Source organism: Mesocryomonas lacus, assembly GCF_055730105.2.
Map to the genome: position 1 here is coordinate 430,623 of NZ_JBUZWF020000004.1, position 11,666 is coordinate 442,288.

An 11,666-nucleotide genomic window follows, 5' to 3' on the forward strand; every position below is an offset into this window, starting at 1 on the left:
GTCAGCCAAATGCTGCCGGATGACAGATTGGTCCTTAAAGCTCCGACCCTTTATCCTAAGAGTGACTTTATTCCTTAAATGATAATGAAGTTAATCTATATAACCTGATTTTATAATTGCGCAGCAAATGTGGTAAAGTAAAAGCAACAATTATGAGGCCCAAGCGAACCTGGACAGCATCGTATCTTCACCTTATTCGGGAACTTGCGCTGGTGGGCGCATCGGCCTCATTGCGGGCCATGATTTTACTGATCGTCTAGGATGGCGAGATGGCTGACACCTCGGACGCACGCCGATCCACCGGATAAGTCTCTCAGCCGACATTCGATGGCGTCGATAGTTGCAAGATCGCTAGGCATGGCGGACGACACGCAGCAACGGAACCGGAGTGCTGGCCAAAACTTTCTCCATCACCAACAGGAGAAAGTTCCAATGTCCGAGATCAGCAAGACGACCAAGGATGCTGAGTACCGCGAGGACGGCTCGAAGGTCGCCACCGAGGACAGCCCGCACGGCGAGACGGAAACCGAACATGTCCAGCGCCAGCAGAGCAAGCTGCCCAACGGCGGACGATCGCCCGATTACGAAGAATCCGATGCGGACGACATCGTAGCGCCGTCTCCTCCGACCGGAGCGTAGTCTCTCCAATTCAAACTAAAACCCAACAGGGCCCCGGCGAGAGATCGTCCGGGGCTCTCCTGAAAGTGACACCAGGTCACAAGGTCATTGGTGCGCCTGTAGGCGCCACACTCGAATGCGATTCTGCTTTGACCGGCGAAGCCTATCGCGTCGTTCTCGGAGGGCACGAAACGCCAGCGGCATTTCGCTGCCGTATACGGCCGGAACGATTGGTAGAATGCGCCACTGTCGCTCCCGCTTGATTCACTAGCCGGCAAATGCAGAGTGCAGGGTGCGATCCCTACAGCGGGGGGCGACTTGCGCCGAACGGAGCTGCGGATATTGGCGGGACGGGGAGGGCAGATGCGTGCTTTACCAGGATGGCCACTGGCCGGGATGGCTGTCGCAGCGCTTGTCTTGTCAGTCGCGACGTCCGCCGCCGCTGTGCTACCGGCGTGTGAGGGCGCGAACCGGCCCGGACGCGGCGGTACCTGCATCTATGACGGCGACACCGGCTGGCAGGATGGCCGCAAGTGGCGGTTGAAGAACGTTGACGCGCCAGAACTCAGCGGGCGCGTCGCCGCCTGCCGGGCCGAGCAGATCATGGCGATCCGTGCCCGCGACCGGCTGCGGCTGTGGCTGGCACGCGGCTTCACCATCCTGCCGACCGGGCAGAGCGACAGCGACGGTACCGCCCTCGTCGCCATCGAGCTCGCCGATGGCCGCGACGCCGGGATGCAGCTTCTCAGCGAAAATCTCGTCCAGGCCTTGCCGAACACAGGCAATCCCTGGTGCGCCCCGCGCTGAAGCCTGCTGCGAAGAGTTGATATCTGCTCACCCAAGCCGCAATTCTTCCGAAGTGTGAGACCTGTGAATTCGTGCGCGCCGGCGGTCCCACCCGGCGTCAGAGCAAGCGTTCCGAATGCCGGCCGACGAATCGGCGGCACATAGGACTTGCGATTCCTCTGCCGGCCTCGAAGGGATTCCTTGGTTGGAAAAACGTAGGGACCCGTCGGTAATGTCGGAGGCCCGCCCGAGCGGCACTTCAACTATTCGCGCCATATAATACGTATTAATTATCATAATATAACTATATCGCATACATAAAGAATCTATAGTATTTTTAGTTATTTTTAATAGCAGGTTTACGAATTTCTTCTAATGCTAGTTTAGCTGAAGTCGAGAAGCTAGCTTCTTGTATTCTGCTGGAATTTGCCCTCAGATATATGGTTCGAGGCCGCGCTATGTTTCATTCGCCGTTCCACAGCAAGCTAACGTCGCATAAGATCGCGGCGATCGAAGCCTTGCGCACCAACATCATGCTGGCAGACAAGGATCTGCGGATCACCTACATCAACCCGTCGCTGCATGAGATGCTGAAGTCGTCTGAAAGCGAGATCAGGACGGACCTGCCTAAATTCAGCGTCGCCACCCTGATCGGCAGCAATATCGACGTCTTCCACAAAAATCCCGGCCATCAACGCAATATGTTGGCTACGCTCGAAAAGCCTCACAATGCCACCATCAGGGTCGGCTGCCATGTGTTCGACCTCCTCGTCGCGCCCTTGCGTGAGGGCGGCAGGACCGCCGGCTTCGTTGTCGAATGGGCGGATGGATGCGAAGGAGCGCCTCCTCAACCTCGACTTTTCCGGACAGATTCAGGCGATGTCGCGGTCGCAGGCGGTGATCGAGTTCAAGGTCGATGGAACCATCACGCACGCCAACGCCAACTTTCTGAAGGTCATGGGCTACGAGCTCGGCGAAATCGTCGGAAAGAACCACTCGATCTTCGTCGACAGCGCCTACCGCGAGAGCTCGGAATACCGCAACTTCTGGAACCAGCTGCGGGAGGGAAAATACCAGGCCGACGAGTTTCACCGCGTTTCCAAGAGCGGCAAGATCGTATGGATCCAAGGCGCCTACAATCCGATCATCGACGCGCATGGCAAGGTCACCAAGGTCGTCAAGTTCGCTATTGACGTCACGCAGCGCGTCGATGCCGTCACCGAGATCGCCAGCGCCCTCAGCGCCTTGGCCGAGGGCGAGCTTGGCCGCCGCATCCACACGCCGCTGACCCCCGAACTCGACAAGCTGCGCATCGACTTCAATAAGGCGTTGGAAGGGCTCGAAACGGCAATGAGCCTGGTCAAGCATGCGTCGGGCACGATCGGCGAGGGCATGAAGGAGATCGGGGTCGCCGCCTCCGACCTCTCCCAGAGGACCGAGCAGCAGGCCGCGACGCTGGAGGAGACGGTCGCCTCGCTGTCGGAAGTGACGAGGGGCATCAACAGCACGGCCGCCGACGCCAACAAAGCCAATACCGCGGCGACCAGCGCGCTCGCCAATGCCGAGAATGGCGGTGCGATCGTCTCCAAGGCGGTCGTCGCAATGAACCAGATCGAGGAATCGTCGCAGAAGATCGGCAACATCATCGGCGTGATCGACGAGATCGCCTTCCAGACCAATCTCCTCGCGTTGAACGCTGGCGTCGAGGCGGCGCGGGCGGGCGAGGCGGGCAGGGGATTTGCCGTCGTCGCCCAGGAGGTGCGTGGCCTTGCCCAGCGTTCGGCCGAGGCTGCCAAGGAGATCAAGAACCTGATCTCGGTTTCCTCGCGCGAGGTCGACAACGGCGTCCAGCTCGTCACCGCTTCGGGCAAGAGCCTCGAGGAAATCGTCACCACCGTGCGGCTGATGGGCGATCTCATCGGCGACATCGCCCGCAATGCCGGACAGCAAGCGACGACGCTGCGCGAGGTTTCGGGTGCCGCCGACCAGATGGACAAGGTCACCCAGCAAAACGCGGCAATGGTCGAGCAGACGACCGCGGCCGCCCAGAGTTTGCGAACCGAAACCGAGCAGCTCAGCCAGTTGATGATGCGCTTCCAGACCAGCGACTCCACCAACACGGCCGCGCGGCCCGCGCCCCGCGCCCCCGCCCGCAAGCCCGCCCCCCCGGCAAGGTCGGTGCCGATGTTGAAAGTCGCCGGCGGCGGAGGGGTAAGCGCAGCACCCGCCGCCGAGAGCAGTTGGGAGGAGTTTTAAACCTGAGGCGGCCAGCGAGTTGCTGTCGACGAAGCCAACAAGTGTGATCGCTGGCAGATGATGGAGCGATTGGGGGATGGAGTGGGACCACTTGCCGATCTCCGCCACAAGCCACTGAAATCGCACTTCGGGAGTGCGACCGTCTTCCGCGGCATCTAAGAAGGGGGCGGGATTGGTACTGCTGCCGAGGCGGTCGAGGCTTGCTACGGCTCCCTGAAAAGGAAGGCGTCCGTCGAGAAGTTGGCGGAGTGCGCGGCCCTCGACATCACGGCCGCGAACATCGACGGGCAAGCCGCGGCGAGCCTTGGCGTGCCCGCATACGCCTTCTTCTCCGGACCGAAGCTCAAACGGCGCGTTGCGGCCGGGATGAAGGCGGCGGGCCTGACCAAGGGGGAGCGCGCTGCGTTCAACCTCGCGATCATGGCAGCGCTGGGCGGCGGGTCACTGAACCTAAGCGCCCGGCGGCGGGCCTGACCAAGGGGGAGCGCGCTGCGTTCAACCTCGCGATCATGGCAGCGCTGGGCGGCGGGTCACTGAACCTAAGCGCCAAGCCGCGCCATCCGCGATGTGCTGAGGGTTCAGTATACGTTCAGAGCGCGGTAACTGACGCTATTCCATTCCGCTTAGAGGTTCTTGATTGACCAGCCCCGCAGCCGCGGTGGATCAGTTCGGGATCAGCATTTGAAAGACGGCGAGGGCACCATCTGTGTTGTCTGATCGAGAGGGTATCTCGTCCTTGGATCACGGATGTTGCGATAGGCAGTTGGAATGGCTGGGAACGTACCCGTCGCCGGGTCGCATCTGTAAGCATTGCCGTGACGGATGAAGCGGTCGGCGTAGGTCCGTTGATCCGAGCTTGCCGCGATCTACCAGTATGCCATGCGTTCTCCCATGCCTCCGGCCGGGCTACAACCGCACACGGAGACTAACGTTGCCGCACTTCCGAAGCCGTGCTCCACCAGGACATGTGTCTTTGCGGCATTCGGTAGCAAAGGCCACCAATTCAGCAGGCGGCCTCGAGCTGAGCGGGAAGCGAATGGCTGGAAAGCGGTCGTTGCGGCACCAACCACCTCGCGTCAGCTATGTACGAGCTGGTGTGGCACTCACGTGCTTAGCGAAGTTGTCGAGAATGGCCTGCCAGCCGCTGCGCTGCTGGTCGACGGAATGCTCGGTTTCTGCGTCGAACGCCACCTGTACATGCGTGTAGTTGCCATGAGGCTTGAAGCTAACGGTTACCTGACGACCGCCAAACTCATACTCAATCCGCTTGTTCGGGATGAGCTTCGTATACGTGCCTGCAAACTCGAAGCCGGTGCCGCCGTCCTTTGCTTCCATACGAGAGCTAAATCGCCCCCCTTCGCGAAGGTCAACGCTGGCAGCTGGGCAATGCCAGTCGTCAGACGCAAAGTTCCACTGTGTGATCCGGTCGGGCGAAGTGTAGGCATCCCATGCTTCCGTGACCGATGCGGACACCTCGGCCTCCACAATAATCTGCTCGCCAGCCATTCTGCATCCCCTGTTCGATGTATTTGGGCCTCGCTTCCATTCTTCCGCTTGCCTAATCCTAATACCATAAAATGGATCTAAGAGAACAACAGCGTGGTGTCAGCAACGGGTCAATGGCGGCCAAATCGTTCGATGCTTCTGCTGCCTAACCCGCTTCGAAGGGCGAGGCGAGGCCTCGGGCAAGGCATCTACGTGTCCTATCGGTCAGGCGTATCCCACCCAGCCCCTGAACGTAAATGCGGCATAGAACAAGGCGACCCCGTCGAACCCTGCCTCCTGGAGCAGAGCCTCGTCCTCTTCGGGAGACATTGTTGGCAGGCGCTCGCCGATCGCAAGGGCCGCGACGCGCATCTGTGAAGCGGACATGCCCGGCGCCGTGGCGAACGCTGCGAAGCGATCCAGCCATAGCGACTTCTCCGTAGGTTCCTGCGGGAAGCTATGGTGCGCGACGACAAAGGGCGCGCCGGGCGCCAGTCGCCGCCGGACCTCGACCAAGGTGCGCAGGCGCTCGTCCCGCGGCAGGAAGTGAAGCGTCAGCAAGCACGTCGCGCCGTCGAAAGGTCCTTCGGGTGCGATGTCGATCGTGCCCTTGTGGAAGCCGACGCGTGAGGCGAGCGGCCCGAGCGTGCGTGCCGCAAGCTCCAGCATCTCTGCCGACGGGTCCACTCCGTCGAACCGCCAACCTGAACGGTGTTCGGCGAGCACTTTCAGTTCCAAGCCGCCGCCCGCTCCCAGAACCAGCACGCGACCGTCGTTTGGAACGCGCTCCTCCAGCAGCAGCGCGGCCATACGCTGCATATGGTGAAAGCCAGGCACCATTCGAACCGGACCATCAGCGTATCGGGCCACCGCTTCAGGATCGGAGAAAGACGACAAGCAGCAACTCCAACATGTTCGGGATGATCGTAGGTGGATCGGTCGGCGGTGGTGGGGTGGACAAACGGCATTCCTCACGAAGGCCTTCGCGCCCACGCTCCAAACAGGGTGTCTTCGACGTCGGTCGCTTCCGAGGCCACACGGTTATGGTCGAGGCGTCTTGCCAAAGCTTTCGGTGTCGACCTCGTCCGCTGCGGCGGCGTCCTCAGCCAAACACAAGGGACCGGTGGACCGAAAGTCCGGCGGTGACGCCGTCGCTGGCCGCCCAAGTCACTGTATGAGGCGCGCGGGCGACGTCACCCGCGGCGTAGACACCAAGCACGGTCGTCATCTTTTCCGCATCCGTCCTGATGATCGGCCCGAGCGGCCCATCGTCGACGGCACATCCCAGCCGTTCGGCGAGGTCGCTGTTCAACCGGGTCCGCGCGGCGATGAAGAGCGCGCCGACGAGGGCGCTCCGACCGTCGTCGAGCAGCACGTCGAGAGGCCGCGCGTCGCCGCCGTCCAGAGATTTCACGGGACTTTCCTCAATCGCGACGCCGCGCCCGGCGAGCGCCTCGCAGGTCGCCGCGTCCGGCATGTCCGCGCCGCTGAGGAACAGGGTCGTCTGCCCCCATTCCGCAATCAGCATTGCTTGATGGGCGGAATGGGGTGCCGTGTGCAGAACGCCAAGGCTCCGGCCCGCGAACTCGTAGCCATGGCAGTAGGGGCAGTGGAGCACGTCGCGGCCCCAGCGCGAGCTCAGCCCCGGGACGTCCGGCAGAACGTCGCTGACGCCGAAGGCGAGGACGAGCTTCGCAGCCTCGAGAGTGTCGCCGTTGTCGAGGACGACTGCGAAGCCGCATTCGATCGGCCGAGCGTCCATCACGGTTGCCTTGATGAGTGAGGCCTCCGGGTAGGCGGCCAGTTGCCGCCGCCCGGTCGACAGGATGGCCTGGGGATCCGCGCCGTCCTGCGAGAGATAGCCGTGGGAGTCGTCAGCAAAGCGGTTGCGCGGCGAACCGGCGTCCATCACCGCAACCCGCCGGCGGCCGCGGGCGATGTAGGTGGCTGCCGACAGGCCGGCGAAGCTGCCACCGATGACGATCGCGTCATGCCGCATGGGGTTGTTCCTCGAAGTCGCATTGGCTGGCCCGCCGTGTCAGCCGGGCATGGAAATCGGCATGGAGCGCGGCCAGCGTCACCGCGCCGAAACGTTCGAGAAGCAGAGCCTCGGCCGTGGCGAACGTGTCGTCCAACGCCGCGTTGACCGCCTCCTCGACGAGGCAGCCGGGCGCGTCCGTGCGGTTGCCCATGGAGAACAGGCCGGGCGATCCGAGGGCCGCGTAGACGTCGCGCAGCGTTACGCTCGACAGGTCGCGCGCGATGGTCCAGCCGCCGCCGTGCCCCTTTTCGGACCGCACGAGACCGTCGTCGCGCAGTCCCGCCATGATCCGACGGATCACGACCGGGTTTGTCTGCATCGCCTTCGACAGGTGTTCTGATGTTACCGGACCGTCGGTCTCGGCCATGTGGAGCAGGACGTGCAGGACGCCCGATAGTCGGCTGTCTCGTTTCATGTATCATACCATGTTACATGAAATGGTTTTGGTCAACACAGTCGAATTAGAGTTGCCACATCCCTCGGATGCGATCGGTCACGGGTGATTAGGATTTTCGGCCGAACCATCGCCGTGTCGAACTCTCATAATCGCGGTAGGCCGTTCCGAACTTGGCAGCGAGATGAACCTCCTCCCGCCGCACAGCGAGACGGTCCGTAAGGGCTATCGCGACAGCCGCGGCTGGCAGGAACCAGGCGATGTCCGCGGCCAACCCAATGCCCGTCAGCAACAGGGCGTTGCCAAGGTAGATCGGGTTGCGCGACCAGGCGAAGACGCCGTCGGTCAGGAGCGTGCCCGCCGGGCGGTGCGGCAGTATGTTCGTCCCGGAACGATGCATGGACGCCATCGCGAGAACATCGAGGAGCAACCCGCACGCAACAAGGACAATGCCCGCCACGCGGACCGGGAGCTGGCCTCCAAGGCCAGCGGGGAACCAGGCATTGAGGCCTAAACTGACCATGGCGCTCGCGCCGAGGACCAGCGGCGGCCAAGGTATGGAGTTGGGCGACGCTTGACGGGAGTTCATGTGCTGAATCTCCTTCGAGAGCTGCGGGCACAGGACGGACGGATGTAGGCGCCGAGACAAACGCACAAAAAACGGAGCACGCCGCGAGATCGTTGCGTCCTCGATGACGGGAGCGCAAGCCTGCCGGGAGACCGCACCGAAGGATGCCGTGACGACCCTGAAGTTCAGACTTGCCTTCGTCGGGCCTGGCCTCGCCGCGATGAGTGGCGCAGCCTTCGCGGCGGAAATGAAGTCCTTCGACCGCGCTGGCTTCGACGTGGCCGACGCTGCGGACCGATCGATCGTCGTCGACATCTCTGCGCCGTGGTGCCCCACCTGCGGCACAGAAACCGACCGTCGACAGGCTCGTAGCGTCCGCCGAGTTCAAGGAAAAGCAGTCCGCGGATGAGCCGACGGCTTGCACAATGGAAGCAGCGACTTCCCGGGAGAGAACATGCAAGACCGATCCAGGCTGACCGTTGTCGCAACGCTCGCCGTCACCATTCTTTGTCATGGACCGAGCGCGGGAATGGCCCAGATGGCCGGACTGGACATGAAGTCCGCAAAGATGACGCAGGCCACCATGACCCGGGCAGATGTTGAAGACGTGCTAGCACGGGCAACCCCTTCCGCTCCCGCCAACTTCACCTTGAAGTCCCTCAACGGGCTCGACCTGTCCGGTCTCGACTTCAGCGGCGCGACGCTGAGGTCCGCGTACTTGAACGGCACGAAGTTCGTCGGCGCGAAGCTCGATGGGGCCATCCTGGACCAAGCCTGGGCGCTCAAGGCGGACTTCACCAACGCGAGCTTGAAGAAGGCGAGCCTCTTCCAGGCACAGATGATGGATGCCGACTTCGACGATGCCGACCTGTCGGGCGGACGTTTGACTGCGGACTTCTCACGGGCATCGATGGTGAAGGCGAACATGGAGGGGGCCAACCTCTCGGCCGACATGAAGAACCAGTCGATGGGCATGATGCGGGGAATCCTGAACTCTGCGAAGCTGCGGGGCGCGAACCTGAAGGCGGCGAACCTGTCCCGCGCGCAGGCGAAGTTCGCAGACTTTACCGATGTCTCCTTCGAGGGAGCGGACATGAGCAGCGTGGAGGCGCAGGGAGCGAAGTTCACGGGAGCCAACGTGGCAGGGACCGACTTCTCCGGTATGCGGATCCAGTCGGCCGACATGGCCGGGACGAAGGGTACGCCCGTCCACGCCGACAAGGTCCTGCTCAGGTGACGGCCCAAGCTCTGGGTTTACGATTGCTGCCTCTGGCAACAATGCCTGTTTGGCTCTCGTTTCCTGCGAACTGCCTGCTTTAGGGGTCGTTGGGCAGCCGCCCGTCCAGGATGCCGGCGGCAAACTATCGCCCCGCGAGGATGATATGGGCGGCGGTTCGCTCGATCGATGTCTCCATGAAACGAAACGGTTCTGGATTCAAATCATGTCCCTCGTGGACGCGTCTGTGCACTCCGTTCAGCGGATTGTCGGCGCGCCAGCCTCCTTAAGCGCGGGAAATCCACCCTCCACCGAGACGACGTCTGTGAAGCCCATGGATTGGAGCGTGGCGGCGGCTAAGGCCGACCGTCCGCCCGAGGCGCAGAAGAGGACGAGGCGCTTGGCCGGCTCGAGTTCGGCCTTGTGACTTGGACTGGAGGGATCGGCCTGGAACTCGAGAAAGCCGCGCGGCACATGGACGGCGCCCTCCAGGGTTCCGGTCTTTTCCAGTTCGTTCGCCTCGCGCACGTCGACGAAGATCGCGCTTGGCGACTCGACGAGCTTGGCGGCGTCGCCGGGTGCGATCGTCTTCACCCCGGCGGAGGCCTGCAGGACGACGTCCTTGGCGCTTCGAATGGTCATGCCAATCTCCTTCGGTTGTTGGTGTTCACCACGCGACGCCTTCAAGGGCGTCGGGCGGGATCTTAAAATAGCATCGGCCGTCATCTTCGGCTTCAGGCAGTCGGCCGCCGCGAATGTTCACCTGGAGAGAATGCAGGATGAGGTTCGGAATGGCTAGGTCGCGATCGCGCGCCTCTCCAAGCGCCACGAAGGCTTCCCTCGTCGGCGCCTTAACGATGTGGACATTGGCACGTCGCTAGTCTTCAACCGTAGATCCCCAACGCGGCTTGCGTCCGCCTGGCCGGTAGTCGTGCCCGGTGAAGACGCGTGTTTCTCCGGGCAGGGCAAGGATGACGCTGATGCTGTCCCACAGCGCTTCGGCGCTACCGCCCGGGAAGTCCGCGCGTGCCGTTCCGCCGCCCGGCATGAACAGCGTGTCGTGGACGAAGGCAGCGTCGCCGATGCAGTAGGCGATCGAAGCCAGCGTGTGGCTAGGCGTCAACATGACCTCGACCTCGAAGTTGCCGATCGGGAAGCGATCCCCGTCGGCGAAGAGACGACTCCATTGCGAGCCGTCGGACGGGCAGCATCCCTTGATGTGGGCTAAGGCCAGTCGATGACATCAAATCTTCTAGCATTACCGGGCTTGCCGTCGGTACCGGGACCGACGTCGCCATCGAGAGTGCGGACGTCGTCCTGATGTCGGGCAACCTGATGGGCGTCGTCAACGCGATCGCGATCTCCAAGGCGACCATCGCCAACATCCCGCAGAATCTCTTCTGGGCGTTCGGCTATAACGTCGTCCTGATCCCGGTCGCCGCTGGGGCGCTCTATCCGTTCACCGGCATCCTCCTGTCGCCGGTTCTGGCCGCGGGGCCATGGCGCTGTTGAGCGTCTTCGTGCTCGGCAACGCGCTGCGCCTGAGGCTGTTCGAGCGGCTGACGCCCGTCCTCATGACGGCGCTGTCGGCGGGTGTCGCCCTGGTGCCGCTGATGATCGATGCCTCTGCGCCGGGCAAGGAGATCCTCCACCCGGTCGCGGTGACGATTTTCGGCGGCCTCGTCTCCTCGACGCTGCTTGACACCTTCCTGACCCCCGTCCTCTTCCTGCGTTACGGCGAGAAGCCGCTGAAGCGCCTCGTGAATGCCGCTCGTCAGGCCATGTCGGGGACCGCCGAAGCGGCACCCGGCGCGGCAGCCGTCCATTCCTTCTGACCTCAACCAGAGACCCGAACCCATGACCATCCGCACATTGATCATCGTCGCCGCACTCTCGCGGCCGGCATCGCGCAGGCCCATGAACCCCGCAAGGGACCCAACGGCGGAACGCTGGTCGATGCCGGGGCCCACCATGTCGAGCTCGTCACCGCGGGAAGCGAGGTGAAGGTGTTCGTCAGCGACGCCGCCGACGCTCCGGTTGCGGTCGACGGCTTCAAGGGGACCGCGGTCCTCATAGTCGGCGGCAAGCCGGTTCGCGTCACGCTCGCCCCGGCCGGCCCGTTCCTGTCGGGGACGCTTGCGAGTCCGTCCGAGGGTCCGGTCAAGGGAGCGGTTCAGCTCACGGGTCCCGACGGCAAGACCTCGCAGGCGAAATTCAACTGATCACGCGGCCGGCGGTTTGTCGTCGCCCACAGTCATCACCCAAGGGCCATCCAAGGAGACCAGGCGCAGGATACTCGATC

14 protein-coding genes and 2 pseudogenes are annotated in these 11,666 nt (G+C 62.8%); 8 read left to right on the top strand and 8 right to left on the bottom strand.

Features of this window, described 5'->3' with window-relative positions; translation table 11 throughout:
* Positions 1–432 precede the first annotated feature (432 nt).
* The gene (locus tag ACZLZQ_RS16255) at positions 433–639 is read left to right on the top strand and encodes a hypothetical protein (RefSeq protein WP_472950269.1); all 207 of its coding nucleotides are present in this window, start codon (positions 433–435) and stop codon (positions 637–639) included.
* Between the two features lie 342 nt (positions 640–981).
* A complete protein-coding gene (locus tag ACZLZQ_RS16260) occupies positions 982–1,425 on the top strand; it encodes a thermonuclease family protein (protein ID WP_472950270.1) in 444 nt (147 codons plus the stop codon).
* 464 nt (positions 1,426–1,889) lie between these two features.
* On the opposite strand, the gene ACZLZQ_RS16265 is transcribed toward ACZLZQ_RS16260, so the two are convergent.
* Entirely contained in the window at positions 1,890–2,159 is a 270-nt protein-coding gene (locus ACZLZQ_RS16265) for a hypothetical protein (protein ID WP_472950271.1), read from the bottom strand.
* Between the two features lie 124 nt (positions 2,160–2,283).
* Here ACZLZQ_RS16265 and ACZLZQ_RS16270 point away from each other — a divergent pair, with 124 nt between their 5' ends.
* Positions 2,284–3,660 carry a methyl-accepting chemotaxis protein gene (locus ACZLZQ_RS16270; RefSeq protein ID WP_472950409.1) on the top strand — a complete coding sequence of 459 codons (1,377 nt, stop codon included), beginning with the start codon at positions 2,284–2,286 and terminating at the stop codon, positions 3,658–3,660.
* A 240-nt stretch (positions 3,661–3,900) separates the two neighbouring features.
* Entirely contained in the window at positions 3,901–4,134 is a 234-nt protein-coding gene (locus ACZLZQ_RS16275; protein ID WP_472950272.1) for a hypothetical protein, read from the top strand.
* Between the two features lie 606 nt (positions 4,135–4,740).
* Here the strand turns inward: ACZLZQ_RS16275 and ACZLZQ_RS16280 are convergent.
* From ACZLZQ_RS16280 to ACZLZQ_RS16300, 5 genes are all read right to left on the bottom strand, one after another.
* Positions 4,741–5,166: an SRPBCC family protein gene (locus ACZLZQ_RS16280; RefSeq protein ID WP_472950273.1), complete on the bottom strand. Its 426-nt coding sequence runs from the start codon at positions 5,164–5,166 to the stop codon at positions 4,741–4,743.
* A 204-nt stretch (positions 5,167–5,370) separates the two neighbouring features.
* Complete coding sequence (locus ACZLZQ_RS16285) at positions 5,371–6,042, bottom strand: class I SAM-dependent methyltransferase (protein WP_472950274.1); 672 nt, start codon at positions 6,040–6,042, stop codon at positions 5,371–5,373.
* A 205-nt stretch (positions 6,043–6,247) separates the two neighbouring features.
* On the bottom strand, positions 6,248–7,144 hold the full coding sequence (locus tag ACZLZQ_RS16290) for an NAD(P)/FAD-dependent oxidoreductase (protein ID WP_472950275.1): 897 nt from the start codon (positions 7,142–7,144) through the stop codon (positions 6,248–6,250).
* Entirely contained in the window at positions 7,134–7,601 is a 468-nt protein-coding gene (locus ACZLZQ_RS16295; RefSeq protein ID WP_472950276.1) for an Rrf2 family transcriptional regulator, read from the bottom strand. Before ACZLZQ_RS16295 ends, ACZLZQ_RS16290 begins: the two co-directional genes overlap by 11 nt.
* Positions 7,602–7,689: 88 nt before the next feature.
* Positions 7,690–8,463, bottom strand: coding sequence for a methyltransferase family protein (locus ACZLZQ_RS16300; RefSeq protein WP_472950277.1), 774 nt, complete (start codon positions 8,461–8,463; stop codon positions 7,690–7,692).
* Positions 8,464–8,602: 139 nt separating this feature from the next.
* Between ACZLZQ_RS16300 and ACZLZQ_RS16305 the strand changes: the two genes are divergently transcribed.
* Positions 8,603–9,385, top strand: a complete 783-nt coding sequence (locus tag ACZLZQ_RS16305; RefSeq protein ID WP_472950278.1) for a pentapeptide repeat-containing protein — start codon at positions 8,603–8,605, stop codon at positions 9,383–9,385.
* Positions 9,386–9,622: 237 nt separating this feature from the next.
* Here the strand turns inward: ACZLZQ_RS16305 and ACZLZQ_RS16310 are convergent, their stop codons facing one another.
* Positions 9,623–10,006 carry a rhodanese-like domain-containing protein gene (locus ACZLZQ_RS16310; protein ID WP_472950279.1) on the bottom strand — a complete coding sequence of 128 codons (384 nt, stop codon included), beginning with the start codon at positions 10,004–10,006 and terminating at the stop codon, positions 9,623–9,625.
* Between the two features lie 25 nt (positions 10,007–10,031).
* Positions 10,032–10,565 (bottom strand): annotated as a pseudogene (locus ACZLZQ_RS16315) (MBL fold metallo-hydrolase); the annotation flags it as partial.
* 119 nt (positions 10,566–10,684) lie between these two features.
* Between ACZLZQ_RS16315 and ACZLZQ_RS24290 the strand changes: the two are divergent.
* The 3 genes and pseudogenes from ACZLZQ_RS24290 (at position 10,685) to ACZLZQ_RS16325 (ending at position 11,586) form a co-directional block, all read left to right on the top strand.
* Positions 10,685–10,876 (top strand): hypothetical protein, encoded by a 192-nt coding sequence (locus tag ACZLZQ_RS24290; protein ID WP_502306320.1) that lies wholly within the window; start codon positions 10,685–10,687, stop codon positions 10,874–10,876.
* Positions 10,877–10,917: 41 nt separating this feature from the next.
* Positions 10,918–11,199, top strand: a pseudogene (locus ACZLZQ_RS24295) (efflux RND transporter permease subunit); the annotation flags it as partial.
* Positions 11,200–11,364: 165 nt separating this feature from the next.
* Entirely contained in the window at positions 11,365–11,586 is a 222-nt protein-coding gene (locus ACZLZQ_RS16325; RefSeq protein ID WP_472950280.1) for a hypothetical protein, read from the top strand.
* The last annotated feature ends 80 nt before the right edge of the window (positions 11,587–11,666 follow it).